Origin of the sequence: Henriciella marina (genome assembly GCF_027213945.1) — a bacterium.
GTDB classification, from domain to species: Bacteria; Pseudomonadota; Alphaproteobacteria; order Caulobacterales; family Hyphomonadaceae; genus Henriciella; species Henriciella marina_A.
The window spans coordinates 13,212-39,453 of record NZ_JAPWGW010000001.1 but is presented as its reverse complement, the minus strand read 5'-3'; the positions used below and the strand labels follow the sequence as shown (position 1 = coordinate 39,453).

Annotated in this window: 25 protein-coding genes; 8 read left to right on the top strand and 17 right to left on the bottom strand. The window is 57.4% G+C overall.

The features are described 5' to 3' along the window. Positions 1–147: 147 nt before the first annotated feature. The 7 genes from O4G74_RS00185 to O4G74_RS00155 are packed head-to-tail and all read right to left on the bottom strand — an operon-like array spanning position 148 to position 7,393. Positions 148–1,203, bottom strand: a complete 1,056-nt coding sequence (locus O4G74_RS00185; protein ID WP_269400657.1) for a Coq4 family protein — start codon at positions 1,201–1,203, stop codon at positions 148–150. Positions 1,204–1,234: 31 nt separating this feature from the next. Next, positions 1,235–2,077: a fumarylacetoacetate hydrolase family protein gene (locus O4G74_RS00180; protein ID WP_269400656.1), complete on the bottom strand. Its 843-nt coding sequence runs from the start codon at positions 2,075–2,077 to the stop codon at positions 1,235–1,237. Positions 2,078–2,088: 11 nt separating this feature from the next. Next, the gene (locus O4G74_RS00175) at positions 2,089–2,826 is read right to left on the bottom strand and encodes an SDR family oxidoreductase (protein WP_269400655.1); all 738 of its coding nucleotides are present in this window, start codon (positions 2,824–2,826) and stop codon (positions 2,089–2,091) included. Further along, a complete protein-coding gene (locus tag O4G74_RS00170; RefSeq protein ID WP_269400654.1) occupies positions 2,813–3,670 on the bottom strand; it encodes an amidohydrolase family protein in 858 nt (285 codons plus the stop codon). The genes O4G74_RS00175 and O4G74_RS00170 overlap by 14 nt, the downstream gene beginning before the upstream one ends. Further along, the gene (locus tag O4G74_RS00165) at positions 3,667–4,671 is read right to left on the bottom strand and encodes an aldo/keto reductase (protein ID WP_269400653.1); all 1,005 of its coding nucleotides are present in this window, start codon (positions 4,669–4,671) and stop codon (positions 3,667–3,669) included. The genes O4G74_RS00170 and O4G74_RS00165 overlap by 4 nt, the downstream gene beginning before the upstream one ends. Beyond that, positions 4,668–5,969 (bottom strand): enolase C-terminal domain-like protein, encoded by a 1,302-nt coding sequence (locus tag O4G74_RS00160; RefSeq protein ID WP_269400652.1) that lies wholly within the window; start codon positions 5,967–5,969, stop codon positions 4,668–4,670. Before O4G74_RS00160 ends, O4G74_RS00165 begins: the two co-directional genes overlap by 4 nt. Beyond that, on the bottom strand, positions 5,966–7,393 hold the full coding sequence (locus tag O4G74_RS00155) for an alpha-L-fucosidase (RefSeq protein ID WP_269400651.1): 1,428 nt from the start codon (positions 7,391–7,393) through the stop codon (positions 5,966–5,968). Before O4G74_RS00155 ends, O4G74_RS00160 begins: the two co-directional genes overlap by 4 nt. Positions 7,394–7,606: 213 nt before the next feature. On the opposite strand from O4G74_RS00155, the gene O4G74_RS00150 reads away from it, so the two are divergent. Next, positions 7,607–7,936: an L-rhamnose mutarotase gene (locus O4G74_RS00150; protein ID WP_269400650.1), complete on the top strand. Its 330-nt coding sequence runs from the start codon at positions 7,607–7,609 to the stop codon at positions 7,934–7,936. Here O4G74_RS00150 and O4G74_RS00145 read toward each other — a convergent pair. From O4G74_RS00145 to O4G74_RS00130, 4 genes are all read right to left on the bottom strand, one after another. After that, the gene (locus tag O4G74_RS00145) at positions 7,933–8,706 is read right to left on the bottom strand and encodes an IclR family transcriptional regulator (RefSeq protein ID WP_269400649.1); all 774 of its coding nucleotides are present in this window, start codon (positions 8,704–8,706) and stop codon (positions 7,933–7,935) included. The genes O4G74_RS00150 and O4G74_RS00145 overlap by 4 nt on opposite strands. A gap of 99 nt (positions 8,707–8,805) precedes the next feature. Continuing rightward, complete coding sequence (locus tag O4G74_RS00140) at positions 8,806–9,480, bottom strand: TetR/AcrR family transcriptional regulator (RefSeq protein WP_269400648.1); 675 nt, start codon at positions 9,478–9,480, stop codon at positions 8,806–8,808. A 139-nt stretch (positions 9,481–9,619) separates the two neighbouring features. Next, a complete protein-coding gene (locus O4G74_RS00135) occupies positions 9,620–11,089 on the bottom strand; it encodes an MFS transporter (protein ID WP_269400647.1) in 1,470 nt (489 codons plus the stop codon). A 7-nt stretch (positions 11,090–11,096) separates the two neighbouring features. Beyond that, positions 11,097–13,694, bottom strand: coding sequence for a TonB-dependent receptor (locus O4G74_RS00130; protein ID WP_269400646.1), 2,598 nt, complete (start codon positions 13,692–13,694; stop codon positions 11,097–11,099). A 313-nt stretch (positions 13,695–14,007) separates the two neighbouring features. Between O4G74_RS00130 and O4G74_RS00125 the strand changes: the two genes are divergently transcribed. Next, positions 14,008–14,151, top strand: a complete 144-nt coding sequence (locus O4G74_RS00125; RefSeq protein ID WP_269400645.1) for a hypothetical protein — start codon at positions 14,008–14,010, stop codon at positions 14,149–14,151. A gap of 160 nt (positions 14,152–14,311) precedes the next feature. Here the strand turns inward: O4G74_RS00125 and O4G74_RS00120 are convergent, their stop codons facing one another. Together O4G74_RS00120 and O4G74_RS00115 are read right to left on the bottom strand one after the other, a co-directional pair. Further along, positions 14,312–14,617 (bottom strand): hypothetical protein, encoded by a 306-nt coding sequence (locus tag O4G74_RS00120; protein WP_269400644.1) that lies wholly within the window; start codon positions 14,615–14,617, stop codon positions 14,312–14,314. 159 nt (positions 14,618–14,776) lie between these two features. After that, positions 14,777–15,124 (bottom strand): hypothetical protein, encoded by a 348-nt coding sequence (locus O4G74_RS00115; protein WP_269400643.1) that lies wholly within the window; start codon positions 15,122–15,124, stop codon positions 14,777–14,779. A 119-nt stretch (positions 15,125–15,243) separates the two neighbouring features. Here O4G74_RS00115 and O4G74_RS00110 point away from each other — a divergent pair, with 119 nt between their 5' ends. The 4 genes from O4G74_RS00110 (at position 15,244) to O4G74_RS00095 (ending at position 19,589) form a co-directional block, all read left to right on the top strand. Then, complete coding sequence (locus O4G74_RS00110; RefSeq protein ID WP_269400642.1) at positions 15,244–16,329, top strand: Rieske 2Fe-2S domain-containing protein; 1,086 nt, start codon at positions 15,244–15,246, stop codon at positions 16,327–16,329. Positions 16,330–16,390: 61 nt separating this feature from the next. Beyond that, entirely contained in the window at positions 16,391–17,581 is a 1,191-nt protein-coding gene (locus O4G74_RS00105) for a cytochrome P450 (protein WP_269400641.1), read from the top strand. A gap of 162 nt (positions 17,582–17,743) precedes the next feature. Continuing rightward, the gene (locus O4G74_RS00100) at positions 17,744–19,246 is read left to right on the top strand and encodes a flavin-containing monooxygenase (RefSeq protein WP_269400640.1); all 1,503 of its coding nucleotides are present in this window, start codon (positions 17,744–17,746) and stop codon (positions 19,244–19,246) included. A gap of 202 nt (positions 19,247–19,448) precedes the next feature. Next, positions 19,449–19,589 (top strand): hypothetical protein, encoded by a 141-nt coding sequence (locus O4G74_RS00095; RefSeq protein ID WP_269400639.1) that lies wholly within the window; start codon positions 19,449–19,451, stop codon positions 19,587–19,589. Between the two features lie 304 nt (positions 19,590–19,893). Here O4G74_RS00095 and O4G74_RS00090 read toward each other — a convergent pair whose 3' ends face one another. Genes O4G74_RS00090 through O4G74_RS00075 form a run of 4 tightly spaced genes read right to left on the bottom strand, consistent with a single transcriptional unit; the run spans position 19,894 to position 23,750 of the window. Then, positions 19,894–20,583 carry a VOC family protein gene (locus O4G74_RS00090; RefSeq protein ID WP_269400638.1) on the bottom strand — a complete coding sequence of 230 codons (690 nt, stop codon included), beginning with the start codon at positions 20,581–20,583 and terminating at the stop codon, positions 19,894–19,896. A gap of 11 nt (positions 20,584–20,594) precedes the next feature. Beyond that, positions 20,595–21,416, bottom strand: a complete 822-nt coding sequence (locus O4G74_RS00085; protein ID WP_269400637.1) for an alpha/beta hydrolase — start codon at positions 21,414–21,416, stop codon at positions 20,595–20,597. A 10-nt stretch (positions 21,417–21,426) separates the two neighbouring features. Then, positions 21,427–22,593, bottom strand: coding sequence for an iron-containing alcohol dehydrogenase (locus O4G74_RS00080; protein ID WP_269400636.1), 1,167 nt, complete (start codon positions 22,591–22,593; stop codon positions 21,427–21,429). After that, entirely contained in the window at positions 22,590–23,750 is a 1,161-nt protein-coding gene (locus O4G74_RS00075; RefSeq protein ID WP_419715356.1) for an acyl-CoA dehydrogenase family protein, read from the bottom strand. The genes O4G74_RS00080 and O4G74_RS00075 overlap by 4 nt, the downstream gene beginning before the upstream one ends. A gap of 116 nt (positions 23,751–23,866) precedes the next feature. Between O4G74_RS00075 and O4G74_RS00070 the strand changes: the two genes are divergently transcribed. Both O4G74_RS00070 and O4G74_RS00065 read left to right on the top strand, forming a co-directional pair. Further along, a complete protein-coding gene (locus O4G74_RS00070) occupies positions 23,867–25,459 on the top strand; it encodes an acyl-CoA synthetase (RefSeq protein WP_269400634.1) in 1,593 nt (530 codons plus the stop codon). Next, entirely contained in the window at positions 25,456–26,232 is a 777-nt protein-coding gene (locus O4G74_RS00065; protein ID WP_269400633.1) for a FadR/GntR family transcriptional regulator, read from the top strand. Before O4G74_RS00070 ends, O4G74_RS00065 begins: the two co-directional genes overlap by 4 nt. Positions 26,233–26,242 lie beyond the last annotated feature (10 nt).

Genomic DNA, 26,242 nt, shown 5'->3' with positions numbered 1-26,242 from the left:
GGAAAACAGAGGCGATAGGACAAGAAAAAGCCCGCCAGCGGCGGGCGTTTCGGGAATTTGCCAGATCTGGTCTTCAAATTCGGGAAAATGTGGCGGTGTCGTCAGACCAATGCGAAAGCGTCTCTGTTTTTGAAGAAGCAAAACCGGTTAGACGGTGCCGCCGTTGAAGGTACGCGACAAACCACGGCGAAAGCGTTGGACAAAGTCTTTTACGCGTTCGAGCTTTTGCGATATTGCCTGGCCGCGTTCAATCAGACCGGGCGGGTGCGGGCTGTCATAAGTCGTCAGGCTGTATTGGCCGCGAATTGTTTCGACAGGCTGATGCCAGACATCTTCCCAAGGAATGAGAATAAGCGCGGGGGATTGCCGACCGTGTCTCCATGCACTTGTTATCGTGTCCATGAGAATGGCGTATCCGGGTCCGGGTGCATCGGCTCCCAGCACCGCAGTTATTGAGAGAAACTGCGCCGAATAATTGTGACCGAACTGGGCCATCTGGAAGGCTGAGATGGCGATCTCATGCAGCGCCGTCGTCTCATAGCCGCCGGTGATGTGCCAGAGATCATGCGCTTGAAGCATCCGCGTATTGAGATAGGCCAGCGGCTGGGGAAGATCAGACAGCCCGATAGCGTCCCGGTCCAGCACTTCCAGATCGAACTTGTTGTCAACGATAAGGTCATGGAATTGCCGGCCCAGAGATCCCTTCGGACAGGCCGCGAGCGTCTCAAGCGTGATCAGCTCCGGCATGGGGCCTGCGGCTGCCTCATCCACGCCTTCGAACCTGCTCGCGTATTCGGCAATCCGGTCCAGGGTCTGCGGTGTCATGAACTTGCCAAGCTCGGCCGTGCGCGCTGTGATCGACAGGGCGTCAAGCTTGCCAGCCTTGCCGTCCTCGACGACGCCCCAGTACGCGTCCCACAGGCCTTCAGGTGAGGGCTCTGCGGGCCGGGCGAATGAATAGATCGGCGCGGCATCGACGGGCGTGCCGGACCATCCGGCTGCCAGGGCGTCATACGTTTCGGCAATCCGGTCCTGTTCGAGAAAGGCGACATGGGCCAGCGTCGCTGCGATGGCCAGCCGGTCGGCCTTGTCAGATGGATTGCTCGTTGACGCACAGCGCGTCGCTGCAGCCCTGAGCGCGTCCGGCGGCAAGGGCGCTTCAAGCGCTTCGAGAAACTGAGATTTCATCTCTTCCATATCCATTCCCTCGTCCTCTTTTTTTTTAACGGTGGTTCTAGGCGTTGATGCACACCTGTCTTTGTGTTCCGAGCCCTTCAATACCGAGGGTCACCACGTCGCCGGCTCGAAGAAAGCGCGGAGGAGTCATCGACAGGCCCACACCCGGGGGCGTGCCTGTCGAGATAATGTCGCCTGGCTGCAGGCTCATATACTGCGAAAGATAGCTTACAAGGTGCGATACCCCGAACACCATAGTCGCGGTTGAGCCCCGCTGCATGGCTTCGTCGTTCACGTCGAGCCACATGGAGAGTTTCTGCGGGTCCTCGACTTCATCACGGGTGACAAGCCATGGACCAATCGGGCCGAACGTATCGGCGCTTTTGCCCTTTACCCATTGCCCGGTACCTTCCAGCTGAAAGGCGCGTTCAGACACGTCATGCACGACGCAGTAGCCGGCAATATGGTCAAGGGCGTCGGCCTCACTGACGTATTTGGCCTCTTTGCCGATCACGACGCCGAGTTCGACTTCCCAGTCGGTCTTTTCCGACCGGCGGGGAATTTCAAGCTTGTCGTCGGGCCCGCAAATCGCGCTTGTCGCCTTGAAGAAAATCACCGGCTCGGCCGGCACGTCGGCCCCCGTTTCTGCTGCATGATCAGCGTAGTTCAGACCGATGCAGACGAATTTTCCAACGCCCGTGACACATGGCCCGATACGTTCGGCAGGATCTAGACTTGGCAGGGTTGTCAGATCAATCTTGCGAAGTTGATTGAGCACAACGTCGTCGAGCGTCAGGCCGTCCCAGTCATCGATGAGATCGCTGACATCGCGCGGCTCGCCATTCGGGTCGATTATGGCCGGTCGCTCACGCCCTGGCGGACCAACTCTAAGAAGCTTCATGAGGCATCTCCCTAATTGGTCCAGCCGCCATCGACGACATGAACGGCCCCGGTCGTGAATGCGGATTCTTCGGAAACGAGATAGACCGCCAGTTCTGCGATCTCTTCCGGCCTGCCCAGACGGCCCATGGGCTGGCGGGAGACAAACTTTTGCCTTGCCTGCTCATAATCGCCCTGAGCGCGCATCCGGCCCTGCAGGGACGGACTGTCGACGGTTCCCGGGCAGATCACGTTGCAGCGGATATTGTAGCCGACATAATCGGCTGCGATCGCCTTGGTGAGGCCGATGACACCGGCCTTGGTCGCGCCATAGGCAAATCTGTTGGGCGCGCCTGTGACGCTTGAGGCGACAGAGCTCATGTTGAGGATCACGCCACGGCCCTGTTTCACCATCCTGGGAAGGACGGCGCGCGACATCTCATACATTGAGGTGAGATTGATCAGGACGGATCTGTCCCAATCCTGACGGCCGCAGTCCTCAATGGTGCCGTTATGAACCCAGCCTGCGACGTTGAAGAGGATGTCCAGGCCCGGCTGGCTTTCGATCAGATCCGCAATTGCGGCGCTATCGGTCACGTCCAGAAGGTGTGTTTCGATATTGGTTGTATCAGCGAGCGTTTGCAGAGCGGCCGGATCGATATCAGTTGCGATGACCCGCGCATTCTCTCGCGCGAATGCAATCGCCGAGGCGCGGCCAATACCGGCGCCGGCGGCGGTTATCAAAGCGGTCTTTCCGTCAAGCCTGCCCAAGCTGGCCTCCTGAATTCTTGAGGTAAATTCGCTCGGCGTTCGTTCGCCAAACCGACGCTTCGTGCCCGGCAAAGTGCCGTTTGATGAGGCGTTCGCTCTGAGCGGCCCAGTCGGCATAACTTGCGGCCATGGTCAGGACCGGCCAATCGCTGCCCCAGAGGACGCGCTCATGTCCGAAACAGTCGGCGATATGCTCGACGACAGACCCGATCGAGACGTCGTCGGTGCGGTCGCCCGCTTCGGTGGGCAGGCCTGACAATTTGGTGGAGACGTTCGGACAGGTCGAAAGCGCCTTAATGTCAGCGCGCCAGTCATTGAGATCGCCGCTCGCGATCGGTGGTTTGCCGGCGTGATTGACCACGATGCTGAGGTCTGGGTAGCGCTGGGCCAGCGTGGTCATGACGCTGATAAGGTCAGGCCGGGCATGGCCGTCGAAAACAAGTCCGCTCTCGCTCATGGCCTTGAGCGCAGGGGTAATGTCGTCCTGCAGGATCCAGCGCGGGTCAGGGCGGTCGGCTATCATCGGCCTCACGCCAACAAGCCCTTCCTGCGCCGCGCCGCGCCTTACTTCGTCGGCCGCAGTCTCGGATTGAAAATCGACCCAGCCGACAACGCCGGCTACCCGCTTGTCGGCTGCCGCAAGGGACAGGAGAAAGTCAGTTTCGGCGGCGCTCGCTGCGGCTTGCACGAGGATGAAGCGCTGGACGCCTGCCTGTTCAGCCTCGGGCCAGGCATCATTGATGCTGAAGTCTTTGTAGATTTCGGAGAGGTCCGGCGTCAGCCAGGTGTAGTCGCCGCGCGCCAACGTCCATACGTGGAGATGAGCGTCGAGCTTGGCGATCATGAGGGCACCGGCGCGTTGTCGGCGATCAGGTCATTCTTGCGGAGCGCGACCCACATATCCGGGTCGATTCCCATTTGTGCCCATTCGGCGATCTGGCGAACCTCTTTGCCGGTTCTGGCGCCTGCAAGCACGGTCGTGACGGCTGGATGCGCAGCGCAGAATTGGAGCGCTGCGGCGGGTAATGGGATGCCGAAACTGTCGCAGATATGACGCAGCCTGGCGGTCCGTTCGACGGCCCAGTCCGGGGCGGTGTCATAATTATAGTGGAGCGGTTGATCTGGCTCTGCTGCGAGCAGGCCAGAATTGAACGCTCCGCCAATCATCACCTCGATTCCGCGCTGGTGGCAGGTGTCCAGGAAAGGGAGCGATTCCTCATGTTCCAGCAGAGTGTAGCGGCCTGCGATGAGAAGGCAGTCGAGTTCAAACTGATCGATCACTTCCGCACAGACCTCGACCTCATTCACGCCAAGTCCTATACGGCGTGTGAGCCCCTCAGCCTTCATAGCAGCCATTTCCGGTAGAGCTTCGTCTAGCGCTTGCCGCAGGGTGTCCTCATGGGCGTCGCCATGGGTCTGGCGCCCGATATCGTGCAAGAGAAGCGTATCAACACGATCGACGCCGAGCCGGGCCTTGCTCCCTGCAAAGGCGTCGCGGATTCCGGCGGCGGAGTAATCAAATCGAGGGATGAACGGCGCCGGGGATGCAAATCCGTTGTCAGGGACCGGGGTTTCACCTGTAGGCTCAAGAACTCGGCCAACCTTGGTCGAAAGCGAGGGGTGCCAATCGGTCTGCGCGAGGCAGTCGCCGATGCGCTGCTCGCTCAGCCCATGTCCGTAGAAAGGCGACGTGTCGATGAGGTCGAGCCCGATCTCGCGGGCGGCCAGAAGCGCATCCAACGCCTCGGCTTCAGAGACTTCGCTATAGAGATTGCCAAGCCCGGCAGCGCCGAGACCAAAACGCGGCAGATCAACAGGTGCGAAAGGCTCTGCAGGACGCGTCACTGATGCACGTCCTCCGCCCAGACGGGACCGCCGGGAAACTCGTGATCGGCGAGGCTCTGGGGCCACATGTCTATCGAGTAACCCGGCTTGGTCGGAGCGATATAACGACCATTCCGGATTTCGATTGGATTGAGGAAATGTTCGTGGAGATGAGCCGCGTGCTCAATGACGCGGTCGTCCATCGTGCCTGAAATACAGACATAATCGATCATGGAGAGGTGCTGTACATACTCGCAGAGCCCGACACCGCCGGCATGCGGGCAGACCGGAATACCTGCCTTGTCCGCCATCATCATGACGGCCAGCACCTCATTCACGCCGGCCAGACGGCAGGCATCAATCTGGCAGAAACCGATCGCTTCAGCCTGCAGGAACTGTTTGAACATAACTCTATTGTGAGCATGCTCGCCGGTCGCAAGTTTCAGAGGCGCAACCTGCTCGGCGATTGCCTTGTGTCCAAGGATGTCATCCGGGCTGGTCGGTTCTTCGATCCAGTAGATGTCGTATGGGGCCATCGCCCTGGAGGCCGTTACAGCGTCGGCCACGTCCCAGACCTGATTGGCGTCAACGCTCAGGCGGACATCATTGCCGAGCGTGTTACGAAATAGTGCACACCGCTCAACATCCTGCTGAAGGTTGCCGCCGACCTTGATCTTGAAATGCCGCCAGCCTTCGGCATGCGCGACTTTCAGCTTTCGCACGATCTCTACGTCGCTGTATCCGATCCAACCCGCCGAAGTCGTGTAGGCCGGATAGCCATCTTTCATGAGGCGCTCTATTCGGTCAGCGCGGCCAGCGTACTGAGACTCCAGACGCTCCAGCGCAGCCTCTTCAGGCAGGTAGTCGCGGATATGGCGGAAATCGATCGCCGAGAGGAATTTCGCTGGCGAGAGATCGCTGACATAGCGCCATAGCGGCTTGCCTGCGCGTTTTGCGAGGGCATCCCAGACGGCATTGATCAGGGCGGCCGCCGCGAGATGGACAACGCCCTTTTCGGGACCAAGCCAACGATACTGGCTGTCATTCAGCAAAAGCCGCGAGGCGAGCCCGAGGTCTTCCTCGAATTCGTCGAGCTTGCGCCCTACCAGGTGAACCCCCAGACCCTTGATCGCAGCAACACAAAGGTCGTTGCCGCGTCCAATCGTGAAGGTCAGGCCATGACCGGTCGGGTCGCCGCCGCTCATTTCGATCGACGCGTAAGCGCACGAATAGTCCGGATCGGGATTCATCGCATCCGATCCATGGCTGTCCCGCGATGTCGGGAAGCGGATATCGCGGGCGCTAATGCCGATGATCATGCAGACACGTCCAGAGCCAGGATTTGAACAGCCGTGTCCGCCCACTCTGGTACGCTGACCTGCAGCATACCGTCGGCGGCCGACCAATTGCTGACGCCTCCGCCGAGCTGGCTGACGGAATTCACTGCGCTGATCTGGTCGGGCAGCTTTACACTTACCTCCGTTTCGCCGGGGATGCCGAGGAAGTGAATGTAGACCTTCCCTGCCGCGGTGTTGTGCGTCGCACCGATAGCAACATCAGCAACGGTGGTTTCAGGCAATGCGAGCGGCCGCGTGTGGTGGACCGCAGGGCCTGCTGTTTCTAGCCATTTTCCAACCGCTTCCAACCGTGACGCCTGGCCGGGCGGAATGATCGTGTCACCGCGCGGGCCGACATTCAGAAGGACGTTTCCATTGAAACAGGCTGAGCTTGCGAGCATGTGTGCAATGGCATCGCGGCTGATATAATCCTCGTCGCTCTCGTTGCGGTTATAGGCAAAGGAATGGCCCATTCCGCGCGTTGTTTCCCACTGGAACGGCAGGATCCGGTCGAACATGCCGTATTCCGGCGTGCGGGCGTCCCAGACAGGTGGCTTGGGCGGAATAATGCCGGTAAGCCCCTCAGGACGCTCGAAGGCGTCCGTCGCCAGCGAGCCGTCAGGTGTGATCCAGCGATCATTGGTCAGACCGTCCGGCACGTCATTGTAGTATTTGGCGAGAATTTCGAAGGAATCTTTCTCGGCCGGGTAGGCGATGTCATTCCAGAGATAGTCGGGCTTGTAACGGTCGATCAGCTCTCGGTAATGCGCATTCGCGTATTCGATATAGTTCTCATCCTTGCCAGGCATGGATGTCAGGAAGTCTGCAAAGCTCTCGATCCGCTTGTGCTTGAACGTCCAGTCCACGCCGCCGGAATAGTAGACGCCGAATTTTAGACCTTCAGCGCGCACGGCTTCTGCGAGTTCGCCGACGACATCGCGGGTTGTGTGCCAGTTGTCCTTGTTCGGATTCTTTACATCACTCGGCCAGAGGGCGAATCCGTCATGGTGCTTGGTCACCAGAACCACATAGCGCGCGCCAGACTGTTTGAAGAGCCGCGCCCAAGAGGCCGGGTCCCAGGCGTCCAGCGCCTCATTGAAGGCTGCGCCGAAATTGTCGTACGAATAGTCTTCGCCATAGGTTTCGCGGTGGTATTTTGCCGTCGCGCTGTCCTCGAACATCATCGTGTTCTGGTACCAGTCGGCATAGGGCGTGTTTGCGAAGCCCGCTTTCTCGTCCGTGGTATCCAGTTGATCGATCTGGACCTTGTGCGGCGCAAAGGCCGGTATCGCCGCAGGCCCCCAGTGGATGAAAATGCCGAATTTTGCGTCCTTGAACCACTCAGGCACGTCGTGCTGGCTGAGGCTCTCGGCGGTTGGCTTGAATTTGCCCTGCACGCCACTCATTGGACAGCACACGCACAGATGTTGACGCTCAAAGTCATCATTATTTCCTCCCATGGTGCCATCCTTATCTGGACGGTCTATAGGAGGATCGTACGCTCAAGGTGTTTCATATGCAAGCAAGATGTTTGTATATGAATGGGGCACTGGTGTATTGCCTTAGAATGAGAATTTTCTCGTAAACAATCCAAAACCAGTGAGAAGGGGAGAGCGACGATGGAACGCAAAGCCTGGATGATAAAGCTGAAGCCGGAAAAGATAGCAGAATACAAGAAGCTACATGCCAATGCATGGCCCGCGATTCTGAAACAGATTAGCGACTGCAATATTCGCAATTACAGCATCTACCTACGCGAGCCAGAGAACATCCTGTTTGGAATCTATGAGTATCACGGGACCAATTTTGAGGCGGATATGGCCCGAATGGGCAATGATGCCGAGACACGTCGATGGTGGGCCGTCACCGACCCTTGTCAGGAACCCCTTCAATCAGCGGGGCCGGGAGAGTGGTGGGTGCCGATGGAAGAAGTCTTTCATCTCGACTAGCTGATCTTGGGTACGTGTCCCAAAGCCACTGAAATGCGATCGGCAGCCGATGCGATCAGTGCAGGCGCATCATCCACCAGAATCTTGGTTCGCCGCGTGACGACAAACGGTACGGTCAGACTAGCGACTGCGGATTCGCTGGTGGAATCAAATACCGGCGCACCGATGTCTGTCACGCCGTCCACCATGCGCGAGGGCATACAGACATGCCCGTCCGCCCGTATCTGGATGGCTTTGTCCTGCAGCGTGGTGAGGTCGGCCTGCGACGCCCCGCCCGCCTTCAGGTGTTCCAGGATGCGGATGGCCTGCGCTTGCGCGGCAAAGGCAAAGAGAACAAGGCCAGAGGCGGAATGGAGTATGGAGCGCCGGTGGCCGAGCCGCACGCTGAAGCCAACATCGTCAGGGCTTTCGGTTCTCGCAATGACGACGATCTGGTCCGAGCTGACCACGGCTAACTGGATTGATTGCATCATTTGCGAGGCGAGCGCGGCCATTTCCGGGAGGGCCGCTTCATGCAGGTCGCGTTTGGGCGGAGAGCGCATTCCAACCTCGAAGAGACGGTTGGACAGCTGCAGCTTCTCCGGATCCTCCGTTCGCTCGACATAGCCGCGCATCTCCAGCACCACAATCATCCGGTAGATTTCGTTCCGCGAGCGGCCGATCGTGCGGGCGATCTCGGCAATGGAAAGAGGCGTTCGGACGCTTGCTAAGCATTCGAGAATATCAAGGCCCTTTTCAAGGGCCGGCGCTTTATAGGGGGCGTCAGTCATTGAGCGGGTCGCCTGCTATCCGGGGGCTCTGTTTTGTATATGAACGAGCGGTGTCTATCCATACGGTCTCTGCGCAGCTGCTAAACCGGCACCTCAGTATCAGCCTTGGAGGCCGAGCATCTGCCTTGCCGCAACTTCTGCGGTATCGAGGGAGCCTGATATTTCCTTGACTGGATCAGACTGCCGGTCTGACGTCATCCATTTTTGATAGGCAAGGTCCGCCGCGGCCAGCAGGAGGCGCGCAACCAGATCGGGCCGGTAGTCCGTATCCCGGTCCCGTCCGAACTCCGCGGCGACGAAGCGTCCGAAAATCTCGGCCTGGTCGGTGTTGAAGGTGGCTGAGGCAAAGGCGAGATCGGCGTCCGACTGCAGGGCGCTCCAGAAGGTCGCTTCGGGCCTGTTTGCTTCAGCCAGCGTTTTTGCCCGGTCGAAAGCCTCTGCCCTGAAGAAAGCGAAGAAACCGGTTGAGCCGCGCGCGTCGAAAGCACGCTTGCGAAGGGCGTCTGTCCGGTCCTGGACCAGCGCCAGCGCAAGATCCGCCTTCGTCTTGAAGTGCATGAAGAGCGTGGTGACATGCACGTCCGCGCTGTCGGCAATCGTCTGCATGGTGGTGGCCGCATATCCTTCCTTGCGAAAATGATCGCCCGCGGCCTTGAGGATCGCGGCGCGGGTGCGGCGGCGGCGTTCTGTTCGGCGCGGATATTTGACCTTCGGTTGCTTCATGGATGCGTCTTCGCTTCCTCGCGATGTGCCGGATTTCGGTGTCTTTGCCATATGTCGTCTCGTCAGATTGTAGCGAAGCGGCTGTGGCCTCTATGCCGGTAGGAATTATGGGGCACATCGACCATCACGGCCAATGACATCGGATGCACTCCGTTCACCTCTCCAGTGGCTAAGCCTCCTTCAGGCCCCATCACGGCGCTCCCTTTGGCGGCGACAGTCCTTCAGCGCGGCGGCGTGCCAGCTCATCCACCGCATGCTGATGGTCAGCGCGGCTGACCGGATAGAAGCTCATGATGAAGAGCGCGATGGTCACAAAGCCCGCTATCGAGAGCGCGAACACAATGGCGAGCTCATTGGTTGTCGTAAGGTCGACGACGCCAGGTTCGGCATCCTCGGGAAATCCGACCAGCGTCAACAGCAGGCCTGAGACCAGGATGCCCATGCCGGAAACCGTTTTATTGACGAATGTCGTTGCCGAAAAGATGAGGCCCTCGGACTGGCGACCTGTCTTGAGCTGTATCTGGTCGGTCACATCGGCCACCATGGAGGCTGTAAGGATCGCCGCTGCGATGACGGCCATCACGGTCACGGTCGTGAATACAAATAGCAGGGGCACAAGGGCGTCGCTCTCGTTGGATGGAAAGAGGCCGATCAGCCGCAGTCCGACAGGCACGACGATGGATAGCATCGTGATGAAATAGAGCGTCAACGTCGTCCATTTCTTGCCAAAGAGTTTTGACAGTGGAAGCACGACCAGGAAGGCTAACACAACACCGAGAAGGCCGCTCGATGTAAGCAGGGCAATCTCTTTTGACGACAGCTCCCAGAAATAGGTCTGCATGTATATGCTAAGTGCCGCGCTCAGTCCGCCCGACATGGACCCGAAAATGCTTCCCAGCAGAAGCGGCGCATTTGTGCGATGAAACAGGGTCGCGAGCATGTTGCGCAGGGTCTGGAGAAGCGGCTCTTTCGGAGGGGGTGGCGGGGTCACAAGTGTTGAGATGCGGCCATGCGTGCCGAACGTTGAGACCAGGATGGAGATGGCCATGAGCGGCGCGGCTATGGCGGCGTATTTCAGATAGCCTGACGGGTCCAGAAGCCCGCCCGGCGCGGTCGGATCATCAGCAAATATGGCGCTGAACACAAAGACGCCCATCAGGATGCCGCCAACGACACCAAAGAAAAAGCGATACGCCACAAGCTCTGTTCGCTCGTGATAGTCTTGGGTGAACTCGGCCAGCAGCGCCGTCGACGGAATTTCATATACGCCAAGGGCAATGCGCGTCCCGCTGGTCAGGACCAGTAGATATACAAAGAGCATTGTGTCCGAGGCCGCCATCGGTGGTGACCAGAGCAGAAAGTAGAGAAGACCGACGGGAATGACCGACGCATACATGAAAGGGTGCCGCCGGCCCCACTTGCTGCGAACGCTGTCCGACCACTGGCCAACGACCGGGTCAAGAATGGCGTCGGCCACCATTGCGATCATGATGGCAAGACCCACCCAGGCCGCCGGCAAGCCGACGACCTGGTTGTAGTAGATCATCAGGAGGACATTGAACCCATTGTCCTTGATGCCGAATGCGACGGTGCCGAGCCCGTATACAAACTTGGTCGTGAAGGGCAGTTTGCCCGCTTTTCGAATGGCGTTTGTCTTCATGCGTCAGCTAGAATTTTAGCTGGAGCTGGACGCCATATGTGCGCGGCGGTGTCAGGTAGAGGGTTTGCGACACGCCGAATGGCTGGATGCGCAGCGTGCCGGTCGCCCCGTCAAACCCCTGCTCGTCGAAGACGTTCTTCACATATGTCATGACCTGCAGGGTGTCGCTCGGATTACGCCACAGGCCGATAAGGTCGACTTGGTCGTAGGCCGGGGTCTGTGTGTAGGAGCGGTTGAAGACACCGTGATAGGTCTCGTCGCGCCAGGAATAGTTCCCCGAAAGCGTCACATCGCCATTGACGCCCAGCGGGATGTCATAGCTGACATTGAGACCGAACTTGTGCGGAATCGTCCGCGGCAACATCTGGCCTTTCAGATCCTGCGGCTGGTTTCCGCCCGACGCCGGACCGGAAGGTTGGGCGCCGGGTTGCTGGGCCAGCGGGTCCGCCACATCGACAAAGCAGCACGCTTCACGCACTTCGGAGTCGTTATAGGCATAGCTCGCAAGCACGCGCAGGGCGTCCGTAGGCGTCCAGCGGGCTTCAAGCTCTAGGCCCTGGGCCCGCGAATCCTCGAGGTTGAAGAAACGGGTGAGCTGGATGCCGTTTTCAATAACATCGAGCGGCACCTGCAACCCATCATAGGAATAGGAATAGGCTGTCGCGTTCAGCTGGAAATTCGTGCCGAACGATTTCTTGGCGCCGATCTCAATCGCATCAAGAAGCTCCTCATCGGTTTGCGGGAACTGGCTGATCCCCCCCGCATTAAAGCCGCCGGATTTATACCCGCGGCTATAGCGAAGGAAGTAGTTGCTGGACGCATCGGGTTGCCACTGAATACCGGCCGTGCCGGATACCGCATCCCACTCTCCAGAGAGGTCACGTTGGGCCAGACCTGTAACCGGGTCGATCGTGACAAGGCTCGCCACACCCGGCGCGTTTGAGTTCGACACAGTCGAGGGCGTCAGATCAAGCGCTGGCGCGAGATTACCTGAGCCGCCAACGGTGAAGCCTGGAATAACGCCATAGGCGATAACCCGAAGAAATTCGGAGCCTTCCTTTTCGTCCATCGAATAGCGAAGGCCGCCCGTCAGGGTGAGCGTGTCGGTGATCGAGTAGTCGGTTTGCGCAAACAGCGCATAGGACTTGTTGTTGATGTCCGAGATCGCCGTTACGAAGTCGCCGCTTGGGTTGGCTGGCCCGCCAACGGGGGCAAGGATCTGCGGCTGCGCGGCGTTGCCGAAGTGCGACTCCTGCAGAAAGTCCTCTTCATAAAGATAAGCACCGACGATCCACCAGAAATCACCATCACCTGACGACTGGGCCGTCAGCTCATGGCTCCAGAACTCCTTGTCCTCGGTGTAGTCGAAAGTGCGCTGCGGGAAGATGGTTGCCGGGGTACAGACCGGACCGAAGGCAACACGCAGGAACTGACAGTTTGGTCCGCCTGTGAAGACCTCGCCTGCGGCTGGATTGGGTGCGTCCAGAGGAAAGGAATAGGAAAGAACGTTTGTGCTGTCGTCGTCGCGGAATGAATTATAGAAATAGGTCCGATACCCGCCGAGATACTTGATATCGATATTATCCAGGTTCCACGTCGCGATCGCCGAGATTCCATAATCGTCGTCAAGACTGGAGCGTGTCGTGGTGTCGACGTTGAACTTGCGAATATCCCTCTGGCCGGGGTTCGTGGTGACGTCGCCCGCCAGGAAAAGATTGGCCTGCGAATACCCAAAAGCTGCGCCGGGAGTGAGGTATCCGGTCGGAACAGGGGAAACATCATAAGGACCAGCGAGATTGGTGGTGCGGTTGAGAAGATCGCTCTCTGCCGTGTCTGCTCTCAGCCAGACTGAGAAATTATCTGCAAGATCGGCTTCCAGCTGGAGCTCGAGATACGAGCTTTGCTGGGCGCCCGCTTCATCCGGCCCGCCTGCCACGTTCTCGAAATAACCTTCATCCTGATTGGAGTAGGAGAGGCCGATCTTCGCCCGCAACCGGTCGGTGATTGGGCCGGAAACAGCGGCTTCGGCAGTGATGGTGTCATAATTGGCCGCTTCCAGTCGTGCCTCGGTTGTGAAAGTGTCGGTTGGGCGTTTGGAGATGACGTTGATCGCGCCGCCAATCGAATTGCGGCCATAGAGCGTGCCTTGTGGCCCGCGCAGGACTTCGACGCGCTCGACGAAGAAATCGCTTTTGGAAACAGATCGTGTCGACGCGTCATAGATGCCGTCGGAATAGGTCGCTACGCCTGGGTCGGAGCCGTTCGTATTGGTCTGGCGGCCGACACCGCGAATAAAGACGCGGTCGTCGCCGGCGGAAAAGGCGAGGCTGGGTGTGAAGCGGGCGAAATCGCTCAGATTTTCCAGCGCGAGGTCGCGGCGAATGTCGGCTGTGAACGCCGTTACGGCGACAGGAACATCCTGAAGATTCTGCTCACGCTTCACTGCGGTCACCGTGACCTGATCCAGTTTGCGGGTGCTGTCTCCTGCGTCCTCTTTGGCGGTGGCCATATCTCTATCGGCCTCCTCCTGCGCCAATGCGGCGCCGCTGAATGCAGCAAGAACAGTCAGGCTTGCAGCCGCCAGCAACAATGATCTCTGTCTCATTTATTCCTCCCTTACGCTCCCGGTTCTCCGACCAGGATTTCGATGAGCGTACGATAGATTAATCTAGTAGAATAGAGTTACCTAAGGGCAGGCGCCTGAAACCTGTACGTCGGCTTGGAAGGCCGTTGATGAAGCAATCGACAACCGCCTGACATAAGCGCCCTGAAAAGTTGCTGACTAATCCAGCCGCAGAACCTTCAGCGAGGTGTCTATCGCGCTAGCTCAAATTGAGCCGCAAGGCGCTTCGAGCTGGAAACACTGCATTGATTTGCCTGATAGGATTAAGATCAGGGCAGGGGAGCTGGAGCTCAAGATGGATGCGAAACCTCTGTCGGAGACTATAGGCATTGATGCAAGCGAGCAGTCGAACGAGGCGCTGGTTCACGCTGAAGCGTTCGTAATGAAGAGGCGGGGCGTTGAGACCGTGCTCATGCTGGATGCTGCACCGGCGCGGTAAGATTCGACGCTCATAAATGCCATCGCCAAAGCGCATGTCTGGATTAGGGCCTGGCGCGACGGTTCTTCTCTTTCAGGCGTCTTAAAAAGTATAGGAGGGGCACCGTCGCCGCTTCATCAGCGTTTGAAGCTCGCCTTCCTATCGCCGGCGATCACTAAAGCTAATCATCTCGCGGGAAGCAGAGGCCTGAGGACCTGAAAAAGCCCGCCGGTGGCGGGCGTTTCGGGAATTTATCGGACCCAGGATTAAAATTCGGGGCAAGTGGCGGAGAAAGAGGGAAACGGCGAACGGCTAATAAAATAACAATATAAACAATGGCATATAGATCCGACGGCCTTCTGAAATGAAGCGCATAATGTAGCAATTTGAAGGTTTGGTATTTCTCTCCTGCAACGGGTTGCAACCCAAAATGAAGGTCGCCGCTTGCCCTTCCGGCGATCGCATCAACCTCGCCGGCGATCGCCACTCGTGCTGCGACGATAGCGTCGATTAGTTCCGGCACTCTTCTACGCACATCGGGCGGCCGGTAACCTTGGCTGAAAAAAAGTTGAAATAGCGGAAGAGATTTCAGAACGTCCAGTAACGGTAACCAACGCAACCTATGCGCTCAATTGTTAAGTTGCGCTTACAATGCCCTAGGTGACGCTCTGGAATTTTGCTTTGCTAGCCCCAATGACGCCTGATCACCCCGGCGCGCTTCCCCTTGAGAGCGCGCTTTTTCTGAAGCGGTGGCGGTATTGTCAGCTAGTTCAAACTCGTCTCGGGTTTCCGGGGAGCAAGTGTTTTCGCGCAACCAAAAAACAGCGCCATTCGAAAATTGCGGCGTGGCGGTTCCGGCTGAAAAGAGATCGTTGGTCGAAACGGCGGTGAGATCAGGGCGGTCGAGATCTCCCCTATCAAGCCAAGTTGTTCTGACGATATTGAGCAGGACAAGGGACAGCCTTTTCAATCTAAAAATTGCATTGTATGACAATAGGACATAAGGCGGCATGGTCGGTGAGTTGGCCAATTTCGCCGACGGAGGGAATGCGCGATGAAACCGCGGACGTAGAGTCATCCAGGTTCCGCGCCGGAAAAGAAGAGGTTCAATCCATGACTTACGCCGACCAGATCAAAACCGTGAAAGACTATGTCAGGCTGCCGTTTCTGTATGATCACTGGTATGTCGCGGGTTTCAAGGATGAGTTCGACCGCACGCCAAAGGCTAGAACGCTGCTTGAGCGGTCTCTCGTGTTCTACCGCTCTGAAGCAGGCGAGCTTCTGGTTTTCCAGAACAGGTGCCTGCACCGCTCATTCCCGCTTTCCGAGAGCAAGCTGGAGGGCGACGAACTGGTCTGCCGCTATCATGGAATTCGCTATGATACAGAGGGCGCGGTTACCCGCGTCCCATGCCAGGCGCACGTTCCCAATCGCAAGTTACGCAAGTATCCGGTCAAGGAAGTCGGACCATTTGTGTTTATCTGGATGGGCGAAGCCGACGATCCTCGCAAAGAGGAAAAGTTCGTCAAACTCCCGTTCCTGGAGGACCCTTCATTCAGGACCGTAAGTGATGTCGTCGAACTGAAGAGCAATTACCTGCTCATGCAGGAGAATTTGAATGACCTGACGCACTTCTCCTACCTGCATCGCGACAGCTTTGGAATTGATGACAGCTTTCTCGACAATGAGCGCGTTATTGAGAAAACGCCCGAAGGCATACACTGCAAGCATATTGCCTATTTCGATGGCCCGGCCGCGGCACAATTGCCGCCTGACGTTCACCCCATGCTTGAAGGCCAGAAGCTTGAAAAATGGGACGGTGGGACGGCTGTTTCGCCGGGCATATTCAAGGGATACGCGCCGGTCTTCTATACGGACAAGGACGGGAAACGTGCAGCGCTTGAATCGTTCGTGATGCACTACCTGACACCCGAAACCCGGTCGACCAGCCATTACTGGTGGTCGATTTCCAACAATTACGCGATCGAGAACGACGAATATTATGCTGCCGTCAAACAGTTCGCGAATGTGGGTTTCGAAGAAGACCTGTGGGCCTGCGAGAACATGCAGAACCTTCTCGACAATGACAGGATCGAATTCGAGGAAATGGTCATCGCGGGCGACCAGGCCGGTATGTTGTTCCGAAAGGTGATGCTCGACTGGGTGCAGACCGAGCACGGTGCCGGGCCCGCGGACTGACAAGTGCCTTGGCAGCCTATCCAGACGCCTGTTTCCTTCTCCTGTAGTGAAAGCGCAATTGATGTCCGAAACTCTGAGCAAAGTTCCCGTCTATGAGCCCGACCTGTTTTCGAGGGAAGCGCTGAAAGATCCATTCCCGCACTATCGGCAGATCAGGGATCTCGGCCCGCTGGTCTATCTGTCATCTGCAAGAATGTATGCGCTCTCGCGCTTCGATGACGTCAAGGTTGCGCTTCGATCAGCTGACAGACTTGTTTCATCTAAAGGCAATTCACTCAATGACGTTGCCAATGGCATGGCCAAGGACAGCACCCGCCCTGGTGTCATCATATCAGATGGCGAGATGCACCAGCATTTGAGAGCGCCATTGGTGCGCCAGATGGCTCCCGGAGCGATCAAGGAAAACCGGGCACGGTTTAAAGAGATGATCTCCGAACAGGTGGCATCCCTCAAAGGCGGCCAGACTTTTGACGGTGTGGACGCGCTTGCGAAACATCTCCCCCTGGCTGCAGTCTCGCATCTTCTCGGTTTGCCGGAAGAAGGGCGCCAGAACATGCTTCGATGGGCCGCTGCGACTTTCAATATCATGGGCCAGAACGTGGAGCATTTCCAGGAGGACATGATGACGGCGCTGGAAGGCTTTCAGTACCTGGAGGATATTGATCGGAAGAGCCTTGTGCCCGGGAGCTGGGCAGCAACTCTCTTTGAGTTGATGGATGAAGGAAAGCTCACAGAGCCGGAGGCCCGCGGATTGATGGGCGACTTCATGATCCCGTCGCTTGATACGACCATCTTCGCCAAGGGAAACCTGCTTTATAATCTCGGAAAGAACCCGGACCAGTGGCAGATGATCAAGTCAGATCCGTCACTCATCCCGAGCGCTGTGCTGGAAAGTGTGCGGCATAGTGCGGTGGTACGCTGGTTCTCACGTTACGCTGAAACGGACTACACTGAAGGGGACGTGCACCTTCCCAAGGGAGAGCGCGTCGCCATCATGTATGGTTCAGCCAATCGTGATGAGCGCCATTATCCCGACCCCGACAGCTTCAAGGCCGACCGCAATCCACGCGATCAGCTCGGTTGGGGGCACGGTCCGCATGTCTGCGCAGGGATGCACCTGGCGAGGCTTGAAATGGAAGTGTTGCTGGAAGCCCTGGTCGAACAGGTGGAGACGATCGAGGTCTTCGATGCGACGACTGGGGCCAACCAGGGCCTGTTCGGCTTCGAAAGCGTAAGTATGGCACTGAACTGATAGCCAAAGAAACCGTGTAGTTTCAAATGTTCGCCGCAACTCACTCACGGACCCGGACGGTGACCGTTGATGCTTCTGCGTACTCACTGACTGTTCGCCGGGTTTTCGTGAGATGAGCGCCAGGTTCGTAAGATAATTGCTCCAAGAAACTAGGATTGATCGATGAATGAAGTTGCTACCAAGCCTTCTGGCGAAATTCACCAAATGGGTCATGTTGATGTGCTAATTGTGGGCGCAGGCATATCAGGGATCGATGCCGCTTACCATTTGCAGAAGTATCTGCCCGGGAGGTCGTTTAAATTACTAGATGCACTTGATGGATTTGGCGGCACTTGGCGTTCGCATACATACCCGGGAGTTCGCTCGGACAGCGATCTCTTCACCTTTGGTTTTGGCTGGAAACCTTGGTCCGGACCTCCGATCGCCACAGCTGCCGAGATCCTTGCATATCTGGATGAAGTACTTGATGAACAGGATCTAAGGCAGCACATCCAATACGAGACTAAAGTTACGAAGGCGTCCTGGTCGAGTGCCGACCAGAAATGGACCATCATCGCGGAGCGCCTGAGCAGCGGAGAATTGGAAGCCTACACAACCGACTTCATGTGGATGTGTCAGGGCTACTATAATCACGAGAAGGGCTATACGCCGGAATGGTCGGGCATGGAGGATTTCAAGGGAGAGATCATTCATCCACAAGCATGGCGTGAAGACTTGGACTATAAGGACAAAAATGTTGTGGTGATCGGTTCAGGTGCAACCACGGCAACCATCGTGCCCGCCATGGCAGGTGAGGCCAAACATGTTACGGTTCTGCAGCGCTCACCTACTTACTTCATTGCCGCTCCTAATCGCGATGATCTGGTAAATCAATTGCGCGGATTGGATATTCCACCTGACTGGATTCATGACATCGCCAGAAAGAATGTATTGCATACTTCAGCGGTATTGATTGAAAGTTGCGAGAAAGAACCAGATCGCATGAAAGCGGAACTGATAGCGGGCGTTCAAGAATATCTGCCTGAAGGTTACGACACTCACATTCATTTCAATCCAAAATACAAGCCTTGGCAGCAGCGCATCGCCTTTGTGCCTGACGGTGACCTGTTCAAGTGCATCGCCAGCGGCGAAGCGTCTGTGGTGACCGACCACATAGATCACTTCACGGAGAAAGGTGTTCTTACGGAATCCGGTCAAGAGCTGGAAGCCGACATCATCGTCAGTGCCACCGGGTTGAACCTTCTGGTGCTCGGCGGAATTGAGTTTGACCTTGATGGCGAGGTTGTGGATTTTTCCAAGACTGTTGCCTACAGGGGGCTGATGTTCACTGGAGTGCCAAATCTGTGCTGGGTATTTGGATATTTCAGGTCAGCATCGTGGACCATGCGTTCAGATATTGTCTCAGAGCTGATGATACGGATATTCCGGCACATGAGTGAGAAGGGTGCGAAAGTCGTTACGCCCGAGCTGCGAGAGACAGATGGCGATATCAAAATCTTGCCATGGATGGATCCGGCAGTCTTTAATCCTGGTTACTTGCAACGAAGCCTACATTTGATGCCCAAGCAGGGTGACAGGCATCCGTGGATATTTGAACATGATTATCCGCTGGAAAGTAAGAGCTTTCCCGAGGCTGATCTCGACGATGGTTTGACCTATCGCTGAGGCAATCAATTATCGAGCGGAGCCACGAGGCAGAGCCAATCAAACGTAGCGGTCCTGTCCGACGGAGAGATAAACGCGTCGCCATCATGTACGGCTCACCCAATCGGAATGAGCGCCATTATCGTGACCCTGACCATCTTAAGGCCGATCCCAATCCGCGCGATCAGTTCGGTTGGGGCACGGTCCGCATGTCTGCGCTGGAATGCATCTGGCGAAGCTCGAAATGGAAGTGTTGCTGGAAGCCCTGGTCGAACAGGTGGAGACGATCAAGGTCTTCGATGCGACGACTGGGGCCAACCAGGGCCTGTTCGGCTTTGAAAGCGTCAGTATGGCACTCAACTGACCTGGCTGCTTTGCCGCAGATGCCTGAAGGCTAATATGCCGACGATGGTTAAAGACGGTCGCGGCAATTGAAGGTAAATGAATAAAGCCGACGGCCTCTGCAACCAGGTGGTCGATCGGGTGTCACAGCAACGAAACTGTTGGAACATACCAAGCCGCGCCTGGAATGCTCCGATGCTGCATTGAATGTGGTTTACAGCACATCTCAGCGTGTGCCCCACTATTTGATCGATTGTTTACAGCCGCATGTGGCCACAATGCCCTCGAGGGCTGCGTGTGTTATCTGAAGAGGCCGAAGCATAGGCTTACGGATTTGGAGGCGTCGTTTCGCTCGCGTGAGCCGTTATGACTTCATCGGGAGTGGCCAGCGTGGCCTTGTATATCTCCAGAGGCATGACCGGGTGAGGTTTGCTTTCGTCGTAAGGGGGCTGAGGAACCGTGCCGTTCTCCCCTGCATAGGAGGCCGGGTTCGTGAAGCGCTGCAACTCTTCTTCGGAAATGCCGGCAAGCTTCACGACTTCAGGGTCGATCCAGGTTTTCCGGGAATCCAGCGGATGCTCGGCCCCATCAGATGTTGCGATCTCGAGAGCCAGGTTCTCGGGTCCTGCAAAATAGATCGACTGGCAAAAGCCGTGGCGGATCGGGCCAATGACGTTGACACCGCGCGAGCGGATGCGGTCACGCATGTTCAGAAGTTCGTCCATGGTCGGCACATCCAGCGCAAGATGCTGCATCGTGCCGGGCGCTGAGGTGCCGGCGCCAGAGCCCGGATGCGTGACTCCAAACTCCGTCCCGACCTTCTCATTGCCCGGGATGAAGACAAAAGCGACGGAACAGTCATTGAGGGTCAGAAATCCGTGCCAGGCTCCTTCTACACCGTGCATCCAGTATAGCGCCGTGAGCTCCATGCCGAGGACGTCAGTGAAAAATTCGATCTGCTCTTTCATGTTACCTGTTGAGAGCGCGAGGTGATGAATGCCTGTTGGGTGTGTCATGTCAGGGCCTCCTAGATATTTGCCAGACAGAATTCGTGGACGGTTTTCGAGAACTTCTCGGTCTCGAAGAGCATGAGCTGATGGCCGGCGTCAGGGAAAATCTCGACTCGGACTGGCCCGCCGATCATGGTAGCCATGGCTTGCACAGCTGCCTCGGGCGCAAGCTCATCCTTTCCTCCAGCGGTGTAGAGTATGGGTTTTGTGTTCTGGTCCAGCGGCTCCGGTGGGTCGTATTGGAAGAGCGACGCCCACGAGGCCAGATCGTAGCTCCACGTATTATATGGATCGAGCTTCTTCTGCTCTTGCGCCCCCGTGTAGCCGTAATCCTTGTCGAAATTGAAGAAGCTGCCGATATTCAACGCGGCTCCCCGACCAAGTTGAGCAATGACAGCCTTAACATCGTCGCTGCGCCAGGGCGCACTCGGTTCTTTCAATAGCGGGCTTCCCGGGACGGCCAGCGAGCCCATGCAGATAACACCTGTCACAGCTGCGGCGTCCCGCGCCGAGATGGCCGCCGCAACACCGAGACTCGATCCGAGTGTGAAGACCGGCAGGCCTGTTTCGTTTCTGACATGTGTCGCCCAATCCCGGCTGGCCTGGGCCCACTCGTCCATCGTCCACTGGCCGCGCGGGCGGTTGGTCGTCGAGCGGCCGTGACCCGGCGCATCATAGCTCCAGATGTCTGCGCCCTTCGCGGAATGATGTTCGCAGAAGATGTCGTAGATCCCGCCATGTCCACCGAGGCCGTGGGAGATGACAAGGGCGTACTTCGGATCTTTTACGGTGTAGCGAAAAGCGTGCAGCTCATTGAGCAGATGCGTCTCGATTTTCATGGTTCCCTCCTCAATAAGCCCGTTCCAGTAGGCTGATTATGTCTTTTCGCTCGAGTGGTCTGACATTGGCGCGGACGAAGGCGTTCAGCATTGCGCCATCGGCAATTGCGTCGAAATGCTCTTCCTTGACGCCAACATCTCGAAGCGTCGTCGGCATGCCCAGCGAGGCAATCAGTTCGGCAACAATCTCGCTGGCTGGCTTGTCTGGTGCCCCCATCGCGTCTGCGATCCAGGCCTGACGCTCCTCAGTTGCGCGCGCATTGTATCGCATCACGTGCGGAAGCATCACGCAGCTGGTCAGTCCGTGCGGTACGTTGGCCACCGCGCCAAGCTGATGGCCTATGCCATGGCTGGCCCCGTATGGGGTGCGGTTCAGTCCAGTACAGGCGAGCCAGACAGCTGTCTGGCAGTCGAGCCGCGCCTCCAGATTGTGCGGTTCTTCCTTGGTTCTCTGCAATGATTGTCCAAACAGTCGCAACGCATGCAGCGCGCCAGCATCGGCCAGTGGCTCGGGCGAACTGGAGCAGATCGATTCAACAGCATGATCAATGGCGCGAACGCCGGTCGAGAACCACAACTGGTCGGGCGTGTGCACACAAAGTGCAGGGTCGAGGATGACGCTGGCCGAGCCAATCTTGGGCGATGTGAAGAGCTGTTTGACCTGTGTTTCCGTATCAACGCAGCCGGCGAGATCGCTGAACTCGGCGCCGGAGAGGGTGGTCGGGATGACAATTTGACGGAATGGCGGATCGGCCACATCAGGCACGACCCGGTTACCATTCGCGTCCACTGACACAGCCGCGCGTCCGATCTCGTTTGCCGCTGCAATGTTTTCAGCCAGGCAAATCAGCGCGACCTTGACGGTGTCCATCGGGGTGCCGCCGCCGATCGTGACGACAAGATCGGCCTTTGTCTCACGCAGGTAGTCGGCGAGGGCGATCACGGCCGAGCGCGGCACATGATCGACGAGATCTGTGAAAAGACCCGCACATTTGTCGCCGAGCGCCTCGATGATCGGCGTTACAATTGGGGTCTGGTCGACAATGACTTTCGGCGCAACCACCACAATTCGAGATGCCTGCCGCGTGTCGGCTTCCAACAGGGCTGCCTCATGCGCGGGAATGCCAATATGGACCCGCGCAAGATCGAGATTGTGAAAGGTGCGAGGCCGGATCATCCGCGTGCAAGCCTTCTTGCAAGGGACCAGCGGTGCACTTCAGAGGGGCCGTCATAGATGCGGAAACCGCGCATTTCCGTCGCGATCTGCGCCACCACGGTGTCGTGTGATACGCCCATTCCTCCGAGGATTTGTTGCGAACGATCAGCCACACGGTCGAGCGCTTCAGAACAGGCAACCTTGGCCAGGCTGGACTCGCGTCCCGCACGTTTGCCCTGATCCAGCGTCCACGCGGTATGCCAGATCGAAAGCTGGCTGAGGTGGAGGTCGATCTCGTTATCGGCGGTCAGAAAACCGACACCTTCGTGTTCCATAAGGGACTTGCCGAAGGCCATGCGGGTCCTGGCGTAATCGGTCGCGATATCGTGGCAGCGTTTGGCTGCGCCCCACCAACGCATGCAATGGGTCAGGCGGGCAGGGGCGAGGCGGACCTGCGCATAGCGGAAACCCTGGCCTTCTTCGCCAAGAATAGCGCTCTCCGGAACGCGCACATCCTTGAATTCGACTTCGGCGTGGCCGCCGGTAAAGGTGCGGTCGACGGTAGCGACATCCCGCACGATCTCGATGCCGGCTGTGTCCATGTCGGCGAAAAACATGGTCGCCGCGCCTTCCTCGCCGGATTCAGGCCGCGCCATGATGATGGCGAAGCCTGCACCGTGCGCGCCGGTGATGAGCCACTTGCGTCCGGAAATGACGAACTCATTCCCGTCCTTGCGGTAGGTTGTCTGCATCAGGCTAGGGTCTGACCCAGCGCCAGGCGCAGGTTCAGTCATCGCGAAACAAGACCGTGCGTCGCCTGCAGCGAGCGGGCGAAGCCATCGTTCTTTCTGCTCATCGGTCGCGACCTTGTAGAGCAAATTCATGTTGCCCTCATCGGGGGCGGCGCAATTCATCGCTACAGGTCCGAGGAGAGAGTATCCCGCCGCCATGAAGGCGATCGACATATCGACATGGTTTAGCCCCATGCCGCCGAAAGCCTTCGGAACGTGGGGAGACAGCAGTCCGGCGTCTTTCGCGAGCGCGATCAGTTCTTGCCGGAACGCGTCATCGATCTGTCTCGGCAAGCCAGGCTCCTCGAGAGGAATGATCTTCTCCTGAATAAAGCCTCTCACACGATCATGGAGGTGTTTTTGGTCGTCGGTGAGATCAAAACTGATCATGATGCATCTTCGCTTCGGTTTGTGGTCCTTGCTGTTCTGGAGTATTGTATTACAATAGTACATAAGGCAATAGCGTCTTAGGAACGTAAGTTATTTCGGAGTTGAAAAACTCGATGCAATCGATTGCGGATACATCCGATGAGGCCCATGGACGTTTTTTTCCAGCGACGTTCAATTTCGCCAGCGATATCGTAGATCGGTGGGCGGAAGACCCTGAACGTCTGGCGCTGATTTGCGTTGACGCTAAAGGGAGGGAGGAACGCTTCAGCTATGCCGATATCTCGCGGCGATCGAAGCAACTCGCCTATCTTCTGATCAATCAAGGCATCTCGCAGGGCGACCGGGTTATCGTGATGCTTCCACGAATCGCCGAATGGCAGATTGCCATGACAGCTGTGATCCGCATGGGCGCTGTTCCAATTCCCTGCATCACCATGCTGACCGCAAAAGACCTCACGCACCGTGCGCAGCATTCTGGTGCCACAGGGGTCATTGCGCGGAGCGAAGATGCGCCCAAATTCCGCGCGTTGAATTCACTCACAACCCGGATATCGATTGGAGAGCCCGTCGATGGTTGGACTCCAATGTCGGCTGCCGACGAACAGCCAGTCAAGTTTCAATCGGTCCGCACTCCGCTGGATGAGCCGGCCATCCTCTATTATACATCCGGATCGACTGGCGATCCCAAAGGCGTCACCCATAGCGCCGCTGCGCTTCGGGCGTGGGCTATTTCCGCCATCCATTGGTTGGGTCTCAATGAGCATGAACGGATCTGGTGCACGGCGGATACCGGATGGTCGAAGGCCGGGACGAGCATATTGTTTGGCCCCTGGAGTCAGGGCGCATCGGTGTTGTTCTACGATGGACCATTTGACCCGGCCAAACGCTTGGAGCTTCTTGAAAAGTACGAAGTGACATGCTTCTGCGCCGCAGCAACTGAATTGCGGCAGCTTGTCTTGCAGGATTTTTCGAACGTCTCCCTTCCCCGGCTACGTTCTACTGTGTCTGCAGGAGAATCCGTTAATCCGGAAATTATCCATCGGTGGAAGGCGTTGACAGGAACCACTGTGCTTGACGGCTATGGCCAGACCGAAACGCTGATGACGATCACCAATCGTCCGGACGTGCCGGTGAAGGCCGGGTCGATGGGGCGCCCTCTGCCGGGTATTGAAGCGGCGGTGCTTGCGGCGGACGGAACAGCTCAATCAAACAATGCCGACGGAGAGCTGATTATCGGCCTGCCCAGTCCGCAAGTTATGATTGGCTATTGGGAAGACCCTGGGCGAACGGAGGCGGCGATCAATGTCATCGATGGCCGGCGCTGGTTCAAGACTGGCGACAGCGTACGGATCGATGAAGACGGATACGTCTTCTATACGGGCCGCGCTGACGACATCATAAACTCGTCCGGCTACAGGATAGGGCCCCAGGAAGTCGAGAATGTCCTCAGCGAACATGCCGCTGTTCAGGAGTGTGCAGTAGCGGGCGTTCCGGATGAAGAGCGCGGCGAACTGGTCAAAGCCTGGATCGTGTTGTGTGAAGGTTTCACCGAGTCAGCTGAGCTTGTCGCTGAATTGCAACGCCACACCAAACAGGCCACCGCACCTTACAAGTACCCAAGGGCGATCGAATTCGTTTCCGAACTTCCCAAAACGGTAACTGGGAAGATCCGAAGAAGGCAATTGAGAGAGAGCGCGAGATCATGAGCAACAAGGCTGACATCAAGTCATTGAAACGCTCACCAGCTTATCAGCTTGCGGAAGAAGCGCTACGAAAGATGATCATGGAGGGGAAGTTAAAACCCGGCGAGATGCTTCCTGTGGAGCACGATCTGGCCGACCAGTTGGGCGTGACAAGGCCAACGGTGCGAGAGGCCCTTCGGAAACTTGAAAGCTCCGGCCTCGTCGTTCGCGGCGCGCGGCGGCGCATGGTGGTGTCAGCGCCGTCTCCGCGCATCGCGTCCGATGCAATGCTGCAAGCCATCGTGCTTCACGGGATCTCGTATCGTGAGATCTGGCAGATGCATATGGCGCTTGAGCCTATGGCAGCGGGTCTTGCGGCCGAGACAATCGATATGGATCTGTTGTCAAATATCGAAGCAAATCTCCGGCACACTGAAGATGTGCTCGAAGACCCGGAGGCGCTCGTCGAAGCGGACATCGAGTTTCATGATCTGATCGCCCGCGCCTCTGGCAATCACGCGCTATTGCTGGCTCGCGCGCCAATCGGAGAATTCCTGTTTCCAGCTTATGGCGCCGTCATCAACAAGCTCGGTCCGGGCCAACGTCTTCTGGATGCGCACAGACACGTATTTAACGCGCTCAAGGTGAATGATGCGGAGACTGCCCGCGACTGGATGACAAAGCACATTCGCGACTTCCTGCGTGGATGCGAAATGGCCGGTCTGCCCATCGACGAGCCGGTTCATAAGGTAAACCAGGATTGGAACCTGCAGCGCTTCCAGCGCGAGAGCGCATAAGCGGGGTTCG